The sequence below is a fragment of the Ruegeria sp. A4 genome (assembly GCF_056543025.1).
In genome coordinates this window covers 1,334,781-1,353,281 of sequence record NZ_JBQGAW010000001.1, presented here as the reverse complement: position 1 = coordinate 1,353,281, position 18,501 = coordinate 1,334,781, and the positions used below count along the sequence as shown (strand labels likewise).

Below are 18,501 nucleotides of genomic sequence, written 5' to 3'. Positions count from 1 at the left end.
CAATCAAAAACCCGACTGACCTTGGGTCGCAAATGCGCCATTGTCCGGCGTCGCTTTCACAGCCCGCCAGCGCAGAGAGCCGACGTGCCGGGCCGAAACGTGCTATACTGACGCCCTGCCTTGGGGGACGGAGCAATGCCCGACATCTATCAGAGCCTGGATCAACAGGGGGAAGACACGGTTCGCGTCGTCGCGGACCGTCTGGAGTTTCGCGGCGAAATGCCGGATTTCGTGAAAATGCGCGAACGCTATTTCGACCGGCTCGACTGGGCCTCGTGCCACCGCATTGTCGATCTGGGCTGTGGCACGGGCGTCGTGACACGGGCGCTGGCTGACCGGGTCGGCCCGGAATGCGAGATTGTCGGGTCGGATCTGGCAGCGGAACTGATCAAGGTAGCAATGGAAAAGACGGATGCCGCGGGGTTGGCGGGGCGCATTCGGTACGAGGTTGCGGATTCCCGAAACACCGGTGACGGCCAAGGCAGCTTTGATATCGTCATCGCGCATACGGTGATCAGCCATGTGGCGGACCCGGCGGCGATGCTGGAGGAAGCCGCGCGGCTGACGCGGCCCGGCGGCATGATCGCCATTTTCGATGGCGACTATGCGTCGTTGACGATCGGCGCTGGCGACCCTGACGCCAACGCGATGGCGGTGGACGCAATCTTGCAGACGGTTGTCGGCAATCCGTTCGTTCTGCGGCATCTTCCGTTCCTGGCCCGGCAGGCGGGGCTGGAAGTTGCCGGTTTCATCCCGGAATTGCTGGCCGAGGCTGGCCAGACCTCGTTTTTCGGAAATATGATCAACGCCTATGTCGGCCCCTGCATTCAGGCAGGCGCAATCGACGCCGAGACTGCCTTGAAATGGGCCGAAGGTCAGAAAACAGCCGCGCGGGAAGGCACGTTCTTCGGCTCGTGCAACTATTACACTTATTTGCTGCGCAAGCCTGAATGATGCGCCGCCTTGCCTAGCCTTTGTGGATCGCGTAGAGCATTCGGGCTTTCGCTAGACAAATAGGATCGTTCATGCGCCTCAGCCGTTACTTTCTGCCCGTTCTCAAGGAAAACCCGTCCGAGGCCCAGATCGTTAGCCACCGGCTGATGCTGCGTGCCGGGATGATCAAGCAGGCTTCTGCCGGGATATATTCCTGGCTGCCGCTGGGTTTCAAAGTGCTGCGCAAGCTGGAAAACATTGTCCATGAAGAACAGGCCCGGGCCGGTCACATCGCGATCCAGATGCCCATCATCCAATCGGCGGATTTGTGGCGCGAATCCGGCCGCTATGACGATTACGGGCAGGAAATGCTGCGCATGAAGGACCGGCATGACCGGGACATGCTGTTCACGCCCACGGCCGAAGAACTGGTGACCGATATTTTCCGCGGCCACGTGAACAGCTACAAAGACCTTCCGCTGACCCTCTATCAGATCCAGTGGAAATTCCGCGACGAAATCCGCCCGCGTTTCGGCGTGATGCGGGGCCGCGAGTTCTATATGAAGGACGGCTACAACTTCGACCTCACCAAGGAAGATGCGCTGCACGCCTATAATCGCCATCTTGTCAGCTATCTGCGTACCTACGAGCGTATGGGCCTTCAGGCGATCCCGATGCGCGCGGATTCGGGGCCCATCGGCGGCGATGACACCCATGAGTTCCTCGTGCTGGCTGACACTGGTGAATCCGAGGTCTTCTATGACAGCGCCGTCACCGATCTGACCTTTGGTGATCGTGAGATTGACTATGACAGCCGCGAACAGTGTCAGGCGATCCTGGAAGAGTTCACCTCGAAATACGCGCGCACGGATGAAACGCATGACGAGGCGCTGTTCAATCAGATCCCCGAAGAACGCCGCCGCGTGGCGCGTGGTATCGAAGTTGGACAGATCTTCTACTTCGGCACGAAGTATTCCGAGCCGCTGGGCGCCACCGTGCAGGGCCCGGATGGAAAACCGGTTCCGGTGCATATGGGCAGTCACGGGATTGGTGTCAGCCGCCTGGTCGGCGCGATCATCGAGGCCAGCCATGACGACAAAGGCATTATCTGGCCCGAGGGCGTGACCCCGTTCCATTGCGGCATCGTGAACCTGAAGCAGGGCGATGAAGAAGCGGATGCGGCCTGTGACAAAATCTACAATGCTCTGACAGCCTTGGGGCTGGAGCCGCTTTATGATGACCGTAATGAACGGGCAGGGGGCAAGTTTGCGACCATGGATCTGATTGGTCTGCCCTGGCGGATCACGGTCGGGCCGCGTGGCCTGAAGAATGGTGTCGTTGAACTGACTTGCCGCCGGACCGGCGAAAGCGAGGAACTGAGCCCCGAGGCGGCCGTTACCAAAGTTGCTGAAATCTACCAGCAGATTGCCTGAGCACCGTCACCGGTGACGGGTCTTGCTGTCACGCAACACAGATCCATTTCGCGAAGGTGGCCATGCGATTGACTTGGCCACCAAATGTGATCTGACCAATTCGATCGGTTGAGACGTCAGTCTTGGTCTGCCGTCGGGCGCGTTGCAAGGATATCTCCGTTGGCGCCATCGCCGCGTGCGACCACGATCGGACGGCCCAGCCGGTTGACCAGGTCGCGAAACTCAAGACCCAGAAACCGCAATCCGCAAACCCGCGCGTCCGTAGTGCGATCCGTGATACACAGACGCCCTTGCCGGAAAACCAGACGGTACCCTTTGTCTTTCAGAATATCCGTCAGATTGCCCCAGCTTGCCGCGCTGGCAAAGATCGGCCGAATGGCCGCACGCAGCAGCGCCGCTGTTTCACAATCCAGTTCTTTTGATGCTTGGCGAGACGGAATAACCCCCGCACCGTTGGTTGAAATTTGAAAATTCATTGAGCGACCCCCGCTCCTTAAATGTGTTCCCCCACATACAGGGTGACAAAGTTTCTGAAAATAATCAAAAAGAGTAATAAAATTTCGCGCCCATTGTTGCTTTTTCGATTCAGGAGCTCACAAAGCGCGATGATTAACTTCATACATGAAACAATACCGGTTTGTCTGTGATGGGCTTCACAACTCATGGTGTAGCACCAGATTTTCAAGTCATCCGTTTGGCCCGGCCGCCGTGCTGGGCAACCGGATTGATTCGGCTTGTTCAGGCTGAGGAGCGGGTTCAGAGCGACAACCGGCTTGACCATCGGGTGAAATGCCGAAACTGTCCCCGCGAACATGAACACCCCGGAGCAGGCATGGCCAAGACACCCCCGCCCTTTGCCCCTTTTGAATGGAAAATCGCATGGCGTTATCTGCGGGCCCGCAGGGCCGAGGGCGGCGTCAGTGTGATGACCTGGATTTCTCTGATCGGGATCACATTGGCAGTGTTTGCCCTGATCGCGACACTGGCGGTCCGGTCCGGCTTCCGTTCCGAATTCGTCGGCACGATTCTGGGCGCCAACGCGCATGTGACGGTCTATTCGTCAGGCGAGATCGATGCTCAGGGGCGGGTGGATCGCACGATCGCCGACTACGAAGAGCGCGCGGCCCGGATCGCACAAGTGCCCGGAGTTCAACGCGCGGCTCCCTTGGTGAAGGGGCAGGTGCTGATCACCAACCGCGACCGCAGCAGCGGGGTTGAAGTGTTTGGAATCCGACCCGACGATCTGCGTGATCTGCCCGGAATTGCCCAGGCAGAGCAGGCTGTGGGGGACTTGTCTGAATTCCAGACGGGTGAGGATGTCATCGCAATTGGTTCCGGCGTGGCGCGCAGCATCGGGGCGACGGTCGGGGATGTCGTCAAGTTGACGTCGCCCAACGGCGTCAAAACCGCCTTCGGTACGTCGCCCCGCGTGAATGCCTATCGTGTTGTCTATGTGTTCTCGGCCGGGCGCTATGACATCGACCGCACGCGCGTCTACATGCCGTTTTCGCAGGCGCAGGGTTTCTTCAATCGCGAAGGTGTGGCCGATGAAATCGAAGTGATGGTGGACAACCCCGAAGACCTGGGCCCGATCCTGATTTCGATTCTCGAGGCCTCGGGCGAACGCAGCCAGATATGGACCTGGCAAGATGCATCCGGAGGCTTTCTGCGGGCGCTGGAAGTTGAAGACAACGTGATGTTCATCATCCTTTCGATCCTCGTTCTGATCGCCGCGATGAATATCGTCTCGGGCCTGATCATGCTGGTCAAGAACAAGGGGCGCGATATCGGCATCCTGCGCACCATCGGCCTGAGCGAAGGATCGGTTCTGCGTGTCTTTTTCATCTGCGGCGCTTTTACCGGCCTGATCGGAACGGCAATGGGGGTCATCCTGGGGTGCCTTTTTGCGATCTATATCGATCCGATCTTTTCCTTCGTGAATTACGTGATGGGCGGTGGCGTCTGGGATCCGTCGATCCGGGGCATCTATGCCTTGCCCGCCGAGCTGCATCTGAGCGACGTTCTCAAGGCGATCGGCCTGTCGCTTGGCCTGTCTTTTGTCGTCACCTATTTCCCTGCCCGTCGAGCGGCGCGGCTGAACCCGGTCGAGGCGTTGCGCTATGAATGATGTCACATTGCGTCTGAAAGGTCTGACCAAGACCTATCTGAAAGGCAAACCGGGCGAGGTGCAGGTCCTGCGCGGAGTTGATCTGGATCTGCGCGCGGGTGAGGCCGTAGCGATGGTCGCGCCCTCTGGGGCAGGTAAATCAACGCTTCTGCATATTGCCGGTCTGCTGGACATGCCCGACGAAGGAACCGTCGAAATCGGCGGGCAGAACGTATCGGGCAAGGGCGATCGGACCAGAACCGCACTGCGTCGGCAGGATGTCGGGTTCGTGTATCAATTCCACCACTTGCTGCCGGAATTCACCGCATTGGAAAACATCACCCTTCCACAACTGGCCAATGGTGTGCCGGACAAGGCCGCGCAGGCCCGGGCGCTGGATCTGCTGGACCGTGTCGGTGTGGCCGCACGCGCCAGCCATCGCCCCGCCGCACTCTCTGGTGGGGAACAACAGCGGGTGGCGTTTTGCCGGGCGTTGGCGAATGCGCCCCGTGTTTTGTTGGCGGATGAACCGACGGGCAATCTGGACCCCGAAACCTCGGATCAGGTTTTTGGTACACTGATGAAGCTGGTGCGGGACGAAGGGTTGTCGGCGTTGATAGCAACGCACAATCTTGACCTGGCGGCGCGCATGGACCGGATGGTCCGGCTTGAGGGCGGGGTGCTCAGGCCAGTTGAGTGATCGCAACGCCAATGGCCATGACGGCGATCCCGCCCATCCGCATGAGTGTAAGCGGTTCGACCTGTGCGCCGAACAGGCCGAAATGGTCGATGGCCGCAGCGCTGATCAATTGCCCGAGCAGCACAAAGAACACGGCATTGCCCACTCCGAAATGTGGTGCGACATGGGTGATCGACAGGACATAGAACGCAATCAGGACACCTGCAAGCAACAGGTGTTTCGGCGCATTGGCAATCTTGGACAAGGCCGCAAATCCGGGAAACAGCGCCATGACCAAGGCGGAGGCGGCGAAGGCGATGGCAAACAGCACAACGGCTGCCGCAGTTGGCGACCCGATGACTTTTCCCAGCGCCGCGTTGAGCGCGGCCAGGATCGGAATTCCAAATCCGGCGGCCAGCATGATGGCGGCGTATTGTGTCATTGCCCGAAACCTCTGTACCTTTTTCGTTGATCTGGATCATTGCGCCAAGACGGTCATCGGGCAACCCTGCAAATGCCAATCCAGGCAGGAGGATACGATGTTCAAGGCAACAATCAGTGTAATGGTTCTTGGGGTTTCGGCTGCTGCCTCGCAGGCCGCCTTGGCTCAGGACGCGAAGACCGGAGAGGAACTCTATATGCACCATTGCGCGACCTGCCACGGAATCGATGCAATGGGCCAAGGTCCGATGGCAGCCGTGCTGGTGGTTCAACCGAGCGATCTGACCGCTTTGTCCAACGAAGAGGGCGTGTTCCCGACTGCCCGCGTTGTCTCCCGCATTGATGGTCGGGATCCGCTGGTCAGCCATGGTAGCCCAATGCCGGTTTATGGTCCTTATTTTGACGGGCAGGACACATCCATGAAAACGCCGCAGGGTCAGCCAATTCTGACGAGCCAGCCCATCGTGGATCTGGTGGCCTATCTGGAGACCTTGCAGCAGAATTAGGTTCCGCTGCAAATCCCGTCGATCTCGGCCTCGCTCCAAGGAAGCAAGATTGCGCGCTCTCGCCCTTTTTGCGGAAGCGGGGACAGATCAAAATGCGCGCTCAGCATCCTGTGCAGCCGTTTGGTTCGGGTGGCCTGAGGGTCCAGCGCACGGCAGCAAACGTATTCCTCGACGATGGCGCCCTGCTGTTCAAACCCGTAGGACAGGAAGTCCGGCGAGGTTTCGAGGTCAAAAAGATACGGGTCGCTGCGCCCACCATGTTCCGCCGCTGCTCGCAACGGGTGGTAACCGGTGGTCCGGCGATTCTGCCACTGCCAGACATGTGTCAGTTCATGGGCCAGCAGCATCGCGGCCACCAGGTTCATCTGATCCGGAAAATCGGACATGTAGTCTTCCAGATACCAGTCGCGCGCAAAATAGACCTTGTTGAACAGGGCCACGGCGGCTGGCCTGCCTGTCACCGGCCCGGGTTCTACCGGAGGAAGGATGCGCTCGCGACAGGCCAGACGTGGCCGCTCTTCGCGGAAATACGTCACATTGGCAACCGGCGCACCTTGGACCAATCGCACGCTGTCAAGATTCAGGGTTTCGCCCTGAATGGCATCCGCAAAGTCGCGCTCTTGCTTTGTCAATGGACGGCCGCAAGAGGACAGCAATAAAAGAGCACACAGGAATACGCGCAGAACCATGAGGTGAACCCTAGTCCTCTGCTTGCGATCCGCAAACCGTTTTCACAGGCTCATGGCCAGAACCCGGCTGATTTCCGTCAAAGACCGCCCGGATTGATCCATCCAGGAATTGAAGGCCCGTTGCACCGCCGCCATGGCTTTTTTCGACGTGGCGGGTTTGTCGATCACACCTTCGGCGATCAGACGGGCGGTGACGTCCCGCGACAGAATGAAACTGTCGCGCCCCGCAAAACGCATCGCATATTGCGCCGAAGACCCGCCAAGACGAGACCCGCGTTTGGCCAGCATGGCCAAAAGGTTGACATAGTCATCAGAGGGCCAGCCCCCCAGAACCTGGCCCGCGCCGCCTTCGTCGCGCAGTTCCAAAAGAAACGCCGCGTTGTCCCGCGCTGCTGCGATCTTGGTTCCATTTCGGACAATGCGTGTGTCTTGCAGCAGGGAATCGAACTTTTCATCATCCATGAACGCACACCGGCCCACATCGAAACCGTCAAAGGCGGCCTCGAATCCATCCCATTTGTTTTCGATGACCTTCCAGTTGAAACCGGCCTGAAAGACGCATTTCGTGATGATCGATAGCCACCGGTCGTCGGGCATCGCCGCCAGTTCTTCGTGGCTTTTGGGCTTGGTCAGCTGTGCTTCAAAGGCTTCGATCCCACCGTGGCGAGAGGCGGCAATATCAAAGATCTCGTCAAATGAGCGCATGAACCCAACCTCAAAGCTGTCACATCAAGAGTGATTTGTTTTGCCTTCCTTTTGCAATGGGAATTTTTGGTGTTCGAAAGCCACCCGACCGGAAATGAAACTCGGCCCGAACAAGAAAAAACACTGAACTGTCAAAGAAATCCTCGACAAACGGTCTTAAAACGGTTTGTGATTGACTCGTCAGTCAACATTCCGTGCCCCGGGGCAGGGGATATTGGCGGGTCGGGCAGGGGCCCTTGCGGCGCCTGCGGGGGAAAATCTACGCATCAGCGGCAAGAAAGCTGCGCTGTTACAAACTGATCACTTTCCTTTTCCGACCAAATTTGTGCATGTTGCGGCATGGTATTGTCATCAGACAAAGATACCGGCGGGAAACCCCTGCCGGGGTGGGCAAAACAAATAAGACAGGGAGAAAATCCATGAAAAAACTGAGTGTAAGCCTTATGGCCCTAACCGTTGCCGGTGCGGCGCATGCGGCGGATATGGGGGCCGTGGACGAGCCGATCAAACTGGCGATCAACGAATGGACCGGTCAGCACGTAACCACGCATGTGGCGGGTGAAATGCTCAAGGCCGCTGGTTATAACGTAGAATATGTGACCGCCGGCATGATGAACCAGTTCCAGGCGCTGGCCGATGGAGACATCGACGCGACGCTTGAAATCTGGTCGTCCAATGTTTCGGATGAATACGCCAAGAAGATCGAGGAAGGCACGGTTGTCGAAATCGGCGATCTTGGCCTGGATGCCAAGGAAGGTATCGCATACCCGGCGCATGTCGCTGATCTGTGCCCCGGATTGCCGGCGTGGGAAGCGCTGAAAGACTGCGCGCAGGTGTTCGCCACGGCGGAAACTCTGCCCGGTGGCCGTCTGGTCGACTATCCGGCCGACTGGGGCACACCTGGTGCGGATCGCATGGCCGGCCTTGAGCTGCCTTTCAAGGCTGTCCCCGCCGGTTCCGAAGGCGCATTGATCGCTGAACTTCGCGCATCGACCGAGCGTAAATCGCCGCTACTGATCACATTCTGGCAGCCGCACTGGGCGATGTCTGCCTATGACGTGCAGTTCGTTGAACTGCCCGCAGGTGAAGAGGCATGCTTTAACGATCCGGCGTGGGGTCCGAACCCGAACGCGGTAAACGATTGCGACTTTTCGCCATCGCGCATCTTCAAAGCCGGCTGGAGCGGCCTGGAAGAGAAGTGGCCGGCCGCCTATGAAATCCTGTCCAACTATCAACTGGCGGTCGAAGACCAGCAGCCGATGATGGGCGCGATCGATGTCGACGGCGGCCAGGTCGAAGAAGTTGTCGCCGCATGGATGGCCGAGAACGAAGACAAATGGCGTCCTGTTGTCGACGCGGCGACCAAGTGAGCCACTTAGGTGACTAACACGACTATGCCAGCCATTGCCTGCCGGAATCTCTGGCAGGTCTTTGGCCCGGGCGCTGACAAAGCCCTGACCGACGCGCTGTCTCGGTCAGGGAATGACGCTGACAAGGCCGCCGCAGACCTGCGGGAAAACGGGTTCATTCCGGCGGTTCAAGATGCCAATTTCGAGGTCAGGGAAGGCGAATTGTTCGTCATAATGGGCCTGTCGGGCTCGGGCAAATCCACGCTGATCCGCTGTATCTCGCAACTGCTGCCTGGCACCGGTGGTGAAATTCGGGTGGATGGCGAGAATGTCATAGGCGCCTCGAAAAAGGCCCTGACCGAGCTACGCCGGAAAAAACTGGGCATGGTGTTCCAGCATTTCGGCCTGTTCCCCCACATGACCGTTGCTGAAAACGTCGCATATCCTCTGCGCGTTCAGGGCGTGGGTAAAAAGGAACGACTTGATCGTGCGCAGGAAGTGATCTCGCTGGTCGGTCTGGAAGGGCGCGAAGACAGCTTCCCGCGACAGCTTTCCGGCGGGCAGCGGCAGCGGGTGGGTATTGCCCGCAGTCTTGCCGTAAACCCTGACATCTGGTTTCTGGACGAACCGTTCTCGGCGCTTGATCCACTGATCCGTCGCCAGTTGCAGGATGAATTCCTGCGCATTCAAGCGACGTTGAAGAAATCCATCGTCTTCATCACGCACGATATTCAGGAAGCGCTGAAGCTGGCAGACCGCATCGCCATCATGCGGGATGGCAAGATCGTGCAGATCGGCACGCCCACGGATATCGTCCTGCGACCCGTCGATGACTATGTGCGCGAATTCTCGAAGGATGTCGCCAAGGGCCAGCATGCCAAGGTCGCCTCGGTCATGCGAAACGAGGCAGAGTGCGGCCCGGACGATCCCGGCCTGACCACGTCGATGACACTGGACGCGGCCCTGGCCCATTGCATGGAACTATATGAACCCGTGCCGGTGCGGGATGCCGATGGCAATGTCGTTGGCACGGTGCACCCGTCCGATCTGGCTGCCGCGCTTCAGGTGGACGAAACATGACCGCCTTAACTGAGGTTCCGACGCAGCACGGCGCGCGGCTGACGGCGGGCGCCAAGGCCGCCCTGATCACGGTTGTCGTCGGTGCGGTTTGCCTTGCACTCGAGGGCATCGCCCCATGGCTGGTCAAATGGCCTGCCGCATGGGAACTGCCTGCAACCCAATGGGTTGGTGCATTTTTTGACTGGTTTCTCAACCTGATCAAACCGGCGATGCGGTTGTTCTCGGACATGATGACCTATCCAATGAACTGGGCGAATTTCGTGCTGGGCAATACACCATGGCCCATCCTGATCGGAATTGTGACCGCGTTGGGGTGGTATCTGGGCGGCTTGCCCATGGCGGCGTTGGGTTTTCTGGGGCTCAGTTTTGTACTGGCGTCGGGGTATTGGGCTGAGAGCATGAACACTCTGGCCTTGGTCGCAGTATCCGTTCCGGTGGCGTTGATACTGGGTGGTGGCATCGGCATCCTCGCCAACGAGGTGCCGCGGGTGAAATCCTTCGTCCAGGCGGTTCTGGACGTCATGCAGACCGTGCCGACCTTCGCATATCTGACACCGCTGTTGCTGCTTTTTGGCTTTGGCCCCGTCGTCGGTCTGATCGCCTCGGCCATCTATGCCGCGCCGCCCATGGCGCGCAACGTGATGCTGGGGCTGGAACGGGTCGAGCCCGAGATCAAAGAGGCCGCGATCATGTCCGGTGGCACGCGGTTTCAGCAACTGTTTCAGGTCGAAATTCCCGCCGCCACGACGCAGATCATGGTCGGTGTGAACCAATGTCTGATGGCGGCCTTGTCGATGGTCATCATTGCCGCCGTCATCGGCGGGTTCAACGACATCGGCTGGGAGGTTCTGCTGACCATGCGCAAGGCGCAGTTCGGGGAGTCTCTGATGGCGGGTCTGGTCATCGTGGTCTTTGCCGTGGTGATCGACCGGATGAGCGGCACCTTGGCGACCGAGCGCAAACGTTATGACAGCCGGGTTGTCTGGGCGATGTTGGGTTTCGCCGTGGTCTTCACCGCCGCCTTCTGGGCGTGGTTGCCGAACCCATCCGAACTGACCTTGCTGGATCCGATGGCCGAGGCCGTGGACAGCGGTCTGACCGCGTTCACTCAGGCCAATGGCCCGTGGTTGGATGCGCTCAAGAACAACTCACTGTTCTATGTGCTGCTGCCTTTGCGGATCGGTCTGGATCAGGCGGTGCTGCCCTTCACCTGGGGCTTCCAGTGGACGGCGGGCATGAGCTTTGGCCTGTTTGCCGCAGGTGCCGGGATCGCGCTGTTGATGGCATGGCGTGGGCGGCTGACGGGTGGTCTGATCGTCCTGATCCTGATTGGAATGCTGGAAACCGGCATTGCCAACCTGCCGTGGCCCTTTGTCCTGACCGGTGCCGCTGCTCTGGGCTGGGTCGCGGGGGGCTGGCGCCTGGCGGCGCTGTGCGTGGGGCTGCTGTGCACCATCCTCGTTTCGGGCCTGTGGGAGAGAGCGCTCTTGTCGCTTTACCTGAGCGGTGCGGCGGTGTTTTCCTGTGCCGTGGTCGGAGGCCTGATCGGCCTTGCCAGCGCGATTTGGGAGCCGGTGTGGAAAGTGGTCCGTCCGATCTGCGACATGTTGCAGACAATCCCTCTGTTCGTGTTCCTGATCCCGGTCCTAATGGTGTTCCAGATCGGAGAGTTCTCGGCCTTTCTGGCGATCTGTGCCTATGCGATCGTGCCCATGATCCGCTACACGCGGCACGGGCTGGTCAACACGCCGGACGAGATGATGGAGGCCGCGATCTCCAGCGGTGCGACCGAGTGGCAGATCATGCGCGACGTGCGCGCGCCCTATGCCGCGCCCACGATCCTGCTGGGGTTGAACCAGACCATCCTCTATGCCTTTGCGATGCTGGTGATCGCCGCATTGATCGGCACCACGGGTCTGGGGCAGTCGATCTATCTGGCGCTAGGTCAGGCGGATGTGGGGCTTGGCATTTCCGCCGGGGCCGCGATGGCGATTCTGGCGCTGATTGCCGACCGCATCGTGCAGGGCTTTGCCGAAGAACGCCGCGCGGCGCTTGGGTTGTAAACAGGGCAGGGGCGATGCATAGCCCCTGCGCCGAACTTGATTTTGGACAAGGATACCCGTGCCGTCCTGATCTAGACCGATCCCAATAACGCGGAGATCACCATGACCGGTTGGGTCCTATTCCTTGCAGCGCTCGTCACATTCCTTCTCAGCCACGCGATTCCGGTGCGGCCTGCTATACGCGGACGGCTGATCGATACACTCGGACGCCGGGGGTATTTCACGGCCTATTCGGTTCTGTCGCTGGCCGTCCTGGCGTGGTTGATCATCGCCGCTGCCAACGCTCCTTATGTCGAGGTCATCCCGCCATTTGCGTTTTTGCGCTGGGCGCCGGTTCTGATCATGCCGGTGGTCTGCTGGCTGGCTGTCGCGGGGCTGATCATTCAGAACCCGTTCTCATTCGGGGGGCTGGGCAATCGGCCATTTGACCCAGAACAGCCCGGTATCCTGCGCACCACCCGACACCCGATCCTTGCCGCGCTGATGCTGTGGGCGGTGGCACATCTAATTTCCAATGGCAGCCTGTCTCATGTGATTCTGTTCGGCCTGTTTGCCGGTTTCGCAGCCATGGGCATGGCCCTTGTCGACCGGCGCAAGTCGCGGGAAATGGGCTTTGAATGGGTCCGCTTGTCCCGCAACACGGCGCGGTTCTCATTGCGCGCTCCGCGCCCCTGGCCGCGTCCCGGGGTGTGGCTGGCCGCGCTCGCCGCCTATGCGGTTCTGCTTCACCTGCACGCCCCTGTGATTGGCCTGTCCCCGCTTCCGTGAACGAGGGAGTGGCCGGGCGGTGCCTTGCGTGCTATTTGAAACGTCACAAACGAATTACAAGAGGTCCAAGATGCATCTGGCCTATGTCACCACCACCGATCGCGGCGCGACGGACCGCCTGCTGAGCGCCGTTGCGGACCGTCTGCTGGCCTCCGGAGCAAAACTGGCCGGTGTCGTGCAAACAAACACGGAGTGCGCCGACAGCAGCAAATGCGATATGGACTTGCGCGTGCTGCCCGACGGTGAAACCATCCGCATTTCGCAGTCGCTGGGCACCCAGTCGCGCGGCTGCCGTCTGGACCCGGCTGCGCTGGAACAGGCGGTGGGATATGTGACTGCCTCGCTGGAGGGCGCCCCCCAATTGCTGATCATCAACAAATTCGGCAAGCATGAGTCCGATGGGCGTGGATTCCGCCCCGTGATCGGCGAAGCGCTGGCGATGGATATCCCGGTTCTGGTCGGCGTGAACGGTTTGAACGAAGAGAAATTCCAGACCTTCGCGGATGGTGCAGCGGAAGCCCTGCCGGCGGATCTGGATGCAATCGAGGCGTGGTTCAACAAGGTCTCGGAACTGCGCCCGGCGGCAGAATAGAACCTTCCAAACAGTTGGTTAAGAGACAAAAAACGGCACTGACCAACAAGCAGCGCCGTTTTTTGATGTTGGGTGCAATTAGGTTGTCTTAAGCCTGCGGTATCCGAACAGGCCCAGAACGGCCCCGATCAAAAGCAGCCCGCTTGCGGGCAGGGGGACCGGTGCGACAACAAGATTGTCCACATGAAATTCACCGCACCATTGGCTACACCAAGCAGTGTTTGGTGTGGTAGGATAAATTCCCCAGGTCGGTGCCGGGCTGTTAAATGTGATCTGCAACGCGTCAATTGCTGAGAACGCGCCGTTGAGGCCAACTGTGCTTAACGCCATAGGTGCGAAGGTTTGGCTTGCCACGACTGCACCATTCCTCAACCCGGAAAAAGTCAGTGTCGGAAAAGCGGCAGGGCCTCCTGTCAGCCATTGGTAATAAGCTGAAGTCCCAAAAGTAGGCGCGGGGCCGGATCCAGTTGTGTATGCTAGGGACCACCCGACCAAGTCTACGGTATGCGCCGCGAACCTTTTTCCATCAACCGGCCTGATTGTTGTAGAAAGAACCCCGTTGTCATCGTGAAGGTTTATGAAGTTTCCGAAGTTGTAAACCGTCGCGTAGTTGAATGTGTAACCTTGGCTTGTGCCTTGATTTATATTGGGGCCAACAGTTTGGTCATTTGCTAAATCAATATCGAACGTAACGGTCAGCGCATTCGCTGCGCCTGCGACACAAACGGCAAGTGCCGCCAAAAGCAGTCTCATAACATGTCCCTCGCAAATACGTTAACAGACTAGCGGGCGATGCCCGGTTTCGCAACTTTTACGAGTCTTTGCAGCCGTCATTGTGCGAATACGTGCAATTGAGAACGCGCGGGCAATGCATTCTGACCATCTTTGCAACCTGCTGGAAAGATGGTGGGCGACCCTGGAATCGAACCAGGCGTGCGTCTCCGCGAGGGAGTTACAGTCCCCTGCCACACCTTGCGGCCTGTCGCCCACTGTCAGGCGTTGCACCTGACGTGGAGGCGTGATTACTAGCGCACCAAAGGAGCGTCAACAGGAAAATTTCGCTTTGGCGCAGGAAACCGAATTCCCGGCCCGGAGGCCCGCAAAATGAAGAAACCCAAATGGGTCGTTGAGAAGGAACAGGCGCGCAAGGCCGCGGCTGCTGAAACCGTTTGGCTGTTCGGTCTGCATGCAGTTCGCGACGCTTTGATGAACCCCAATCGGCAGAAATTGCGCTTGATCGTAACGCGCAACGCGCGGGACAAACTGGCGGAAGCGATTGAATTCTCTGGTATCGAGCCCGAGTTGGCTGATCCGCGCAAGTTTACGGCGCCCATCGATGCAGGCTCGGTGCACCAGGGTGCCGCGCTGGAGGTAAAGCCGCTGGATTGGGGCGGTCTGGCCGAAAATTGCATCGGTCGTGAAAATCCACGCGTCATCCTTCTGGACCGCGTTACGGACCCGCACAATGTCGGGGCGATTCTGCGCTCGGCCGAAGTTCTGGGTGCCAGTGCCGTCATAGGCACCCGCCACCATTCCGCGCCCGAGACTGGGGCCCTCGCAAAAACCGCCAGCGGCGCGCTGGAGCGTCAACCCTATCTGCGGATGCGCAACCTTGCCGACACAATTGTTGAACTACAGAATATGGGATTTCTGGTCCTTGGGCTGGACGGTGAAGCAGAGGTAACGATCGAAGGCGCGCTGAGCGACGGTCGGGACCGCCCCGTCGCACTTGTTCTGGGGGCGGAAGGCCCGGGATTGCGCCAAAAGACGAAGGAAACCGTGGATCAATTGGTGAAAATTGACGCAGCCGGGGGATTCGGATCGCTGAACGTCTCAAATGCCGCGGCAATCGCCTTATATGCATCCCGGCCCTGACAAAAAGGAGAGCGTTATTTCCGGTCCATCCAAAATTGCGACCTGCTGCTACTGCGGGACCCGGGCTGCGCTGGTCCTGAGGGGCAAAGAACGGCACGAGCTGAGCTGTTCCAGTTGTGGCGCACCTTTGCATGATCTGAAGATGCTGCCCAAGCGGAAGGCTGCGCCTGCCAAAACGGTGCGATCTGCGGTTTCTCATGCCCCTCCGCGGAAGACCAAGCGAAAAAAGAAGAAAAAGAGCATGTTCTCGCGCGTGTTCGATGAAGCCTGGGATGTGATCGAAGACATTTTCGATTGACCGTTTTTGGGTGAAGATCGTTCACATCCACGTCAACAGGGGTTCCGCATGCAGCAAAAAATTGCATCTTGATACCCCAGTGAATTCAGATTCTGACATGGCAATGCTGACCCGACGTTCCACACTTGGCGCGCTGTGCGCTTTTTTTCTGGCGCCTGCCACGTATGCGCAGGAAAGGCCCGTTTACTACACCACCGAAGGGGTGGCGTTGGCCGGGTATGATGCCGTGTCCTTTTTCGACGGTTCTGCGCCGATCATGGGCATGCCCGAGAATTCCGTGATGTGGAAAGGGGCGCGGTGGCATTTCACCTCGCAGGAAAACCGCGAGCTGTTCGAAAGCAATCCCCGTGCTTTCGCACCGCAGTTCGGCGGGTATTGTTCATATGCGATGGCGATGGGAGTTCTGAAGAGCTCGGACCCCAAGGCCTGGAAGGTCGTGGATGGTCGTCTGTACCTGACGCATTCGATCGAGATCGAGGAAATCTGGCAGCAGGATCAGACAGAATACATTGAGTTGGCTGAAGAAAACTGGCCGGCAATCCTTTATCGAGAGTAAGCGAGAATCAGCTATTTGTGAAGAGTCATCACAAAAATGCGCTGCCCCTCTTTTTTTTACCAAATATATGCCTAAATGTCACAATGACCGCGGAATGGAACTGCCGCGGGTCATTTCACTGTCCCTCGTTCCAACAACTGGCGCCCAAGGCTTCTTGGGCGCTTTTTTCTTTTTGGAACCCTGCTAAGGATAGGGTATGCCAGACTATTCCGATCAGCAGCTGAGAGCCATTCTGCAACGCACCAAGTCCGTTGCCGTTGTCGGGGTGTCCATGAACCCGGTGCGGCCCAGCTATTACGTTGCCCGCTACCTGTCGTTGAAAGGGTTCAACGTGATCCCGGTCAATCCGGGCCATGCCGGGAAAGACCTGTTTGGCCAAAGGGTACGCGGCAGCCTTTCGGAGATATCCGAACCCGTGGACATGGTAGACATCTTCCGACGGTCCGAATCCGTGCCGCCCATTGTGGACGAAGCGTTGGAGGTGTTCCCGTCCCTCGGAACGATCTGGATGCAAATCGGGGTTGAACACCCTGAAGCGGCAGCCAAGGCCAAGGCCCGCGGTGTGGACGTCGTGATGAACCGCTGTCCGAAGATCGAGTATCAGCGCCTGTTTGGCGAGCTACGCATGGGTGGGTTTTCCACCGGGATCATCTCGTCCAAGCTTTAGGGCGTTGCTGGCTGATAGGGTTTCAGGCGGGCAACCTGTTCCTGTCGTCGTTTTTCCAGCACCACGTCCCGAGGGACCCACTCATATCGGGTATCCTCGACCAGAGGTGACCAGAACAAAACCCCGCCATAGCGCCACGGGTCCAGCACGACGCCCTCATACAGCGAGTCTCCCTTGCGACTGATAATCGCGGTGCTGTGGTCGATCCTCAGCGGATTGTCGGCGTTGGCGATGGCGCGGTGCAATTCCAGCGTCTGGAAGTTTTCCTGTTTCAGACGACGCTCGATATCCTCGGCCCAATGCCAGCACAGACCACGCGGGCGCAATCCCTTGTTGACCTTCGCATTGTGGATCAGCGGCGGGTCGGTGATCTGGTATTCGTCCACCAGTTGCGCGGTATAGGAATAGGCGACTTGCGCTGCCCGGCGGGCTTCTTCCGGATCGATATCCGGGCCAAGCCGCTGAATCTCGGCTGTCAGGCGTTGTACCTCATCCCCGGTCGAGGGGGGAGGCGCCGCACATGCCGCAACGATGGCAAGCGTTGCCACAAGCATCAAAATTCGGATCATGTCGCGCCCTCGGCCTGCCATTCTGACGCCCGAGTATAGCGGCCGTTGCGGCGGCGCGGAACCCGGCCGTTACCTTTTGGGGCGGGCGGCCTTTTCGGCAATGCCGCTGATGCCCTGACGGCGCGCAAGTTCGGCCAGAACATCCTCCAGCGCCACGTCTCGGGCGGCCAGCATGACCAGCAGGTGATACAGCACGTCTGCTGCTTCGGCGGTCAGCTTGGCCTGATCGCCCTTCGTGGCTTCGATGATGGCTTCGATGGCTTCTTCACCAAATTTCTCGGCGCATTTCTCGGGACCCTTTGCAAGCAGCTTGGCTGTCCAGCTTGAATCGGGGTCAGCCCCTTTACGCGCCTCAATCGTGGCAGCAAGGTCGTGCAGAATGCTCATGTCAGCCTCATCGGAATGCCTGCGGCGGCCATGTGTTCTTTGGCTTCGCGGATCGTGTATTCTCCGAAATGGAAGATCGAGGCCGCAAGCACCGCACTTGCGCCACCTTGGGTGACGCCTTCTACCAGATGATCTAGATTGCCGACACCGCCGCTTGCGATCACGGGCACGTCCACTGCATCGGAAATCGCACGGGTCAGGGGCAGGTTGAAGCCAGCCTTGGTGCCGTCGCGATCCATCGAGGTCAGCAGGATTTCTCCGGCGCCTTTGGCGACAACGGTTTTTGCGAACGCGACCGCATCAATGCCTGTTGGCTTGCGGCCGCCATGCGTGAAAATCTCCCACTTTCCAGCGCTGACCGTCTTGGCGTCGATGGCGCAGACGATGCACTGGCTGCCGAATTGATCTGCCGATTCCGCGATCACGTCGGGATTGGCAACGGCTGCCGAGTTGAAGCTGACCTTGTCTGCCCCCGCCAGCAACAGGGCGCGGACATCATCCTTGGTGCGAACCCCGCCACCAACTGTCAGAGGTACAAAGCACTGCTCGGCGGTGCGCTGTACCACATCGAACATGGTGCCGCGGTTTTCGTGGGTTGCGTGGATATCAAGAAAACAGATTTCGTCCGCGCCTGCGGCGTCATACGCCTTGGCCGATTCCACGGGATCGCCCGCATCGCGCAGACCGACAAAATTCACGCCTTTGACCACGCGGCCATCGGCAACATCAAGGCAAGGAATAATCCGGGTCTTCAGCATCTGATCGTCCTTCGTTGCCGGACCTTTACCGGCAAAGCGCCGCCGA

General features: G+C 59.0%; 23 protein-coding genes and 1 tRNA gene. 14 read left to right on the top strand and 10 right to left on the bottom strand.

The window, feature by feature from the left end; all coding sequences use genetic code 11:
- The first annotated feature begins 135 nt into the window (after positions 1–135).
- Both ACR0E2_RS06735 and proS read left to right on the top strand, forming a co-directional pair.
- Entirely contained in the window at positions 136–954 is an 819-nt protein-coding gene (locus ACR0E2_RS06735) for a methyltransferase domain-containing protein (RefSeq protein WP_480445782.1), read from the top strand.
- A 71-nt stretch (positions 955–1,025) separates the two neighbouring features.
- Positions 1,026–2,366: a proline--tRNA ligase gene (proS, locus tag ACR0E2_RS06730; protein WP_152458706.1), complete on the top strand. Its 1,341-nt coding sequence runs from the start codon at positions 1,026–1,028 to the stop codon at positions 2,364–2,366.
- Positions 2,367–2,482: 116 nt separating this feature from the next.
- On the opposite strand, the gene ACR0E2_RS06725 is transcribed toward proS, so the two are convergent.
- Together ACR0E2_RS06725 and ACR0E2_RS06720 are read right to left on the bottom strand one after the other, a co-directional pair.
- Positions 2,483–2,842, bottom strand: coding sequence for a hypothetical protein (locus ACR0E2_RS06725; RefSeq protein ID WP_152458705.1), 360 nt, complete (start codon positions 2,840–2,842; stop codon positions 2,483–2,485).
- Positions 2,843–2,859: 17 nt separating this feature from the next.
- Positions 2,860–3,180: a hypothetical protein gene (locus ACR0E2_RS06720; protein ID WP_171227869.1), complete on the bottom strand. Its 321-nt coding sequence runs from the start codon at positions 3,178–3,180 to the stop codon at positions 2,860–2,862.
- A gap of 18 nt (positions 3,181–3,198) precedes the next feature.
- Between ACR0E2_RS06720 and ACR0E2_RS06715 the strand changes: the two genes are divergently transcribed.
- Both ACR0E2_RS06715 and ACR0E2_RS06710 read left to right on the top strand, forming a co-directional pair.
- A complete protein-coding gene (locus ACR0E2_RS06715) occupies positions 3,199–4,494 on the top strand; it encodes a lipoprotein-releasing ABC transporter permease subunit (RefSeq protein ID WP_171227870.1) in 1,296 nt (431 codons plus the stop codon).
- Positions 4,487–5,173, top strand: coding sequence for an ABC transporter ATP-binding protein (locus ACR0E2_RS06710; protein WP_480445780.1), 687 nt, complete (start codon positions 4,487–4,489; stop codon positions 5,171–5,173). The genes ACR0E2_RS06715 and ACR0E2_RS06710 overlap by 8 nt, the downstream gene beginning before the upstream one ends.
- Here the strand turns inward: ACR0E2_RS06710 and ACR0E2_RS06705 are convergent.
- The gene (locus ACR0E2_RS06705) at positions 5,157–5,594 is read right to left on the bottom strand and encodes a DMT family transporter (protein ID WP_171114855.1); all 438 of its coding nucleotides are present in this window, start codon (positions 5,592–5,594) and stop codon (positions 5,157–5,159) included. The two genes, ACR0E2_RS06710 and ACR0E2_RS06705, sit on opposite strands and share 17 nt — an antisense overlap.
- A 97-nt stretch (positions 5,595–5,691) precedes the next feature.
- Between ACR0E2_RS06705 and ACR0E2_RS06700 the strand changes: the two genes are divergently transcribed.
- The gene (locus tag ACR0E2_RS06700) at positions 5,692–6,099 is read left to right on the top strand and encodes a c-type cytochrome (RefSeq protein WP_480445779.1); all 408 of its coding nucleotides are present in this window, start codon (positions 5,692–5,694) and stop codon (positions 6,097–6,099) included.
- On the opposite strand, the gene ACR0E2_RS06695 is transcribed toward ACR0E2_RS06700, so the two are convergent.
- Positions 6,096–6,788 (bottom strand): hypothetical protein, encoded by a 693-nt coding sequence (locus ACR0E2_RS06695; RefSeq protein WP_171114859.1) that lies wholly within the window; start codon positions 6,786–6,788, stop codon positions 6,096–6,098. The two genes, ACR0E2_RS06700 and ACR0E2_RS06695, sit on opposite strands and share 4 nt — an antisense overlap.
- 42 nt (positions 6,789–6,830) lie before the next feature.
- Entirely contained in the window at positions 6,831–7,493 is a 663-nt protein-coding gene (locus ACR0E2_RS06690) for a DNA-3-methyladenine glycosylase I (RefSeq protein ID WP_480445778.1), read from the bottom strand.
- Between the two features lie 419 nt (positions 7,494–7,912).
- On the opposite strand from ACR0E2_RS06690, the gene ACR0E2_RS06685 reads away from it, so the two are divergent.
- From ACR0E2_RS06685 to ACR0E2_RS06665, 5 genes are all read left to right on the top strand, one after another.
- Positions 7,913–8,863, top strand: coding sequence for an ABC transporter substrate-binding protein (locus ACR0E2_RS06685; protein ID WP_171114863.1), 951 nt, complete (start codon positions 7,913–7,915; stop codon positions 8,861–8,863).
- A gap of 24 nt (positions 8,864–8,887) precedes the next feature.
- A complete protein-coding gene (locus tag ACR0E2_RS06680) occupies positions 8,888–9,922 on the top strand; it encodes a quaternary amine ABC transporter ATP-binding protein (RefSeq protein WP_174829323.1) in 1,035 nt (344 codons plus the stop codon).
- On the top strand, positions 9,919–11,985 hold the full coding sequence (locus ACR0E2_RS06675; RefSeq protein WP_480445777.1) for an ABC transporter permease: 2,067 nt from the start codon (positions 9,919–9,921) through the stop codon (positions 11,983–11,985). The genes ACR0E2_RS06680 and ACR0E2_RS06675 overlap by 4 nt, the downstream gene beginning before the upstream one ends.
- Before the next feature lie 102 nt (positions 11,986–12,087).
- A complete protein-coding gene (locus ACR0E2_RS06670) occupies positions 12,088–12,753 on the top strand; it encodes an NnrU family protein (RefSeq protein WP_480445775.1) in 666 nt (221 codons plus the stop codon).
- Between the two features lie 70 nt (positions 12,754–12,823).
- Positions 12,824–13,345, top strand: a complete 522-nt coding sequence (locus ACR0E2_RS06665) for a DUF2478 domain-containing protein (RefSeq protein WP_171114871.1) — start codon at positions 12,824–12,826, stop codon at positions 13,343–13,345.
- Between the two features lie 78 nt (positions 13,346–13,423).
- On the opposite strand, the gene ACR0E2_RS06660 is transcribed toward ACR0E2_RS06665, so the two are convergent.
- Positions 13,424–14,098: a VPLPA-CTERM sorting domain-containing protein gene (locus tag ACR0E2_RS06660; protein ID WP_480445773.1), complete on the bottom strand. Its 675-nt coding sequence runs from the start codon at positions 14,096–14,098 to the stop codon at positions 13,424–13,426.
- 151 nt (positions 14,099–14,249) lie between these two features.
- A tRNA-Tyr gene (locus ACR0E2_RS06655) sits at positions 14,250–14,333 on the bottom strand.
- A gap of 116 nt (positions 14,334–14,449) precedes the next feature.
- On the opposite strand from ACR0E2_RS06655, the gene rlmB reads away from it, so the two are divergent.
- The 4 genes from rlmB (at position 14,450) to ACR0E2_RS06635 (ending at position 16,741) form a co-directional block, all read left to right on the top strand.
- Positions 14,450–15,220, top strand: coding sequence for a 23S rRNA (guanosine(2251)-2'-O)-methyltransferase RlmB (rlmB, locus tag ACR0E2_RS06650; protein ID WP_480445772.1), 771 nt, complete (start codon positions 14,450–14,452; stop codon positions 15,218–15,220).
- Positions 15,204–15,518: a hypothetical protein gene (locus ACR0E2_RS06645; RefSeq protein WP_253283489.1), complete on the top strand. Its 315-nt coding sequence runs from the start codon at positions 15,204–15,206 to the stop codon at positions 15,516–15,518. The genes rlmB and ACR0E2_RS06645 overlap by 17 nt, the downstream gene beginning before the upstream one ends.
- A 103-nt stretch (positions 15,519–15,621) precedes the next feature.
- Positions 15,622–16,074, top strand: a complete 453-nt coding sequence (locus ACR0E2_RS06640) for a YHS domain-containing (seleno)protein (protein WP_480445771.1) — start codon at positions 15,622–15,624, stop codon at positions 16,072–16,074.
- Between the two features lie 196 nt (positions 16,075–16,270).
- Complete coding sequence (locus tag ACR0E2_RS06635; protein WP_480445769.1) at positions 16,271–16,741, top strand: CoA-binding protein; 471 nt, start codon at positions 16,271–16,273, stop codon at positions 16,739–16,741.
- Here ACR0E2_RS06635 and ACR0E2_RS06630 read toward each other — a convergent pair.
- The 3 genes from ACR0E2_RS06630 to hisF all read right to left on the bottom strand — a co-directional run bounded on the left by ACR0E2_RS06630 (position 16,738) and on the right by hisF (position 18,455).
- Positions 16,738–17,310, bottom strand: coding sequence for a hypothetical protein (locus ACR0E2_RS06630; protein WP_480445768.1), 573 nt, complete (start codon positions 17,308–17,310; stop codon positions 16,738–16,740). The genes ACR0E2_RS06635 and ACR0E2_RS06630 overlap by 4 nt on opposite strands.
- A 69-nt stretch (positions 17,311–17,379) precedes the next feature.
- Positions 17,380–17,697, bottom strand: coding sequence for a phosphoribosyl-ATP diphosphatase (locus ACR0E2_RS06625; RefSeq protein ID WP_171231240.1), 318 nt, complete (start codon positions 17,695–17,697; stop codon positions 17,380–17,382).
- Complete coding sequence (hisF, locus tag ACR0E2_RS06620; RefSeq protein ID WP_171227884.1) at positions 17,694–18,455, bottom strand: imidazole glycerol phosphate synthase subunit HisF; 762 nt, start codon at positions 18,453–18,455, stop codon at positions 17,694–17,696. The genes ACR0E2_RS06625 and hisF overlap by 4 nt, the downstream gene beginning before the upstream one ends.
- Between the last annotated feature and the right edge of the window lie 46 nt (positions 18,456–18,501).

Bases quoted from the DNA above. Each gene is read 5' to 3' on its own strand.
- ACR0E2_RS06645 (WP_253283489.1), top strand. From the start codon at position 15,204: ATGCATCCCGGCCCTGACAAAAAGGAGAGCGTTATTTCCGGTCCATCC.
- ACR0E2_RS06695 (WP_171114859.1), bottom strand. From the start codon at position 6,788: ATGGTTCTGCGCGTATTCCTGTGTGCTCTTTTATTGCTGTCCTCTTGC.
- ACR0E2_RS06700 (WP_480445779.1), top strand. From the start codon at position 5,692: ATGTTCAAGGCAACAATCAGTGTAATGGTTCTTGGGGTTTCGGCTGCT.
- ACR0E2_RS06665 (WP_171114871.1), top strand. From the start codon at position 12,824: ATGCATCTGGCCTATGTCACCACCACCGATCGCGGCGCGACGGACCGC.
- rlmB (WP_480445772.1), top strand. From the start codon at position 14,450: ATGAAGAAACCCAAATGGGTCGTTGAGAAGGAACAGGCGCGCAAGGCC.
- ACR0E2_RS06670 (WP_480445775.1), top strand. From the start codon at position 12,088: ATGACCGGTTGGGTCCTATTCCTTGCAGCGCTCGTCACATTCCTTCTC.
- hisF (WP_171227884.1), bottom strand. From the start codon at position 18,455: ATGCTGAAGACCCGGATTATTCCTTGCCTTGATGTTGCCGATGGCCGC.
- ACR0E2_RS06685 (WP_171114863.1), top strand. From the start codon at position 7,913: ATGAAAAAACTGAGTGTAAGCCTTATGGCCCTAACCGTTGCCGGTGCG.
- ACR0E2_RS06690 (WP_480445778.1), bottom strand. From the start codon at position 7,493: ATGCGCTCATTTGACGAGATCTTTGATATTGCCGCCTCTCGCCACGGT.
- ACR0E2_RS06680 (WP_174829323.1), top strand. From the start codon at position 8,888: ATGCCAGCCATTGCCTGCCGGAATCTCTGGCAGGTCTTTGGCCCGGGC.
- ACR0E2_RS06625 (WP_171231240.1), bottom strand. From the start codon at position 17,697: ATGAGCATTCTGCACGACCTTGCTGCCACGATTGAGGCGCGTAAAGGG.
- ACR0E2_RS06725 (WP_152458705.1), bottom strand. From the start codon at position 2,842: ATGAATTTTCAAATTTCAACCAACGGTGCGGGGGTTATTCCGTCTCGC.
- ACR0E2_RS06660 (WP_480445773.1), bottom strand. From the start codon at position 14,098: ATGAGACTGCTTTTGGCGGCACTTGCCGTTTGTGTCGCAGGCGCAGCG.
- ACR0E2_RS06675 (WP_480445777.1), top strand. From the start codon at position 9,919: ATGACCGCCTTAACTGAGGTTCCGACGCAGCACGGCGCGCGGCTGACG.
- proS (WP_152458706.1), top strand. From the start codon at position 1,026: ATGCGCCTCAGCCGTTACTTTCTGCCCGTTCTCAAGGAAAACCCGTCC.
- ACR0E2_RS06720 (WP_171227869.1), bottom strand. From the start codon at position 3,180: ATGTTCGCGGGGACAGTTTCGGCATTTCACCCGATGGTCAAGCCGGTT.
- ACR0E2_RS06735 (WP_480445782.1), top strand. From the start codon at position 136: ATGCCCGACATCTATCAGAGCCTGGATCAACAGGGGGAAGACACGGTT.
- ACR0E2_RS06630 (WP_480445768.1), bottom strand. From the start codon at position 17,310: ATGATCCGAATTTTGATGCTTGTGGCAACGCTTGCCATCGTTGCGGCA.
- ACR0E2_RS06635 (WP_480445769.1), top strand. From the start codon at position 16,271: ATGCCAGACTATTCCGATCAGCAGCTGAGAGCCATTCTGCAACGCACC.
- ACR0E2_RS06715 (WP_171227870.1), top strand. From the start codon at position 3,199: ATGGCCAAGACACCCCCGCCCTTTGCCCCTTTTGAATGGAAAATCGCA.
- ACR0E2_RS06640 (WP_480445771.1), top strand. From the start codon at position 15,622: ATGCTGACCCGACGTTCCACACTTGGCGCGCTGTGCGCTTTTTTTCTG.
- ACR0E2_RS06710 (WP_480445780.1), top strand. From the start codon at position 4,487: ATGAATGATGTCACATTGCGTCTGAAAGGTCTGACCAAGACCTATCTG.
- ACR0E2_RS06705 (WP_171114855.1), bottom strand. From the start codon at position 5,594: ATGACACAATACGCCGCCATCATGCTGGCCGCCGGATTTGGAATTCCG.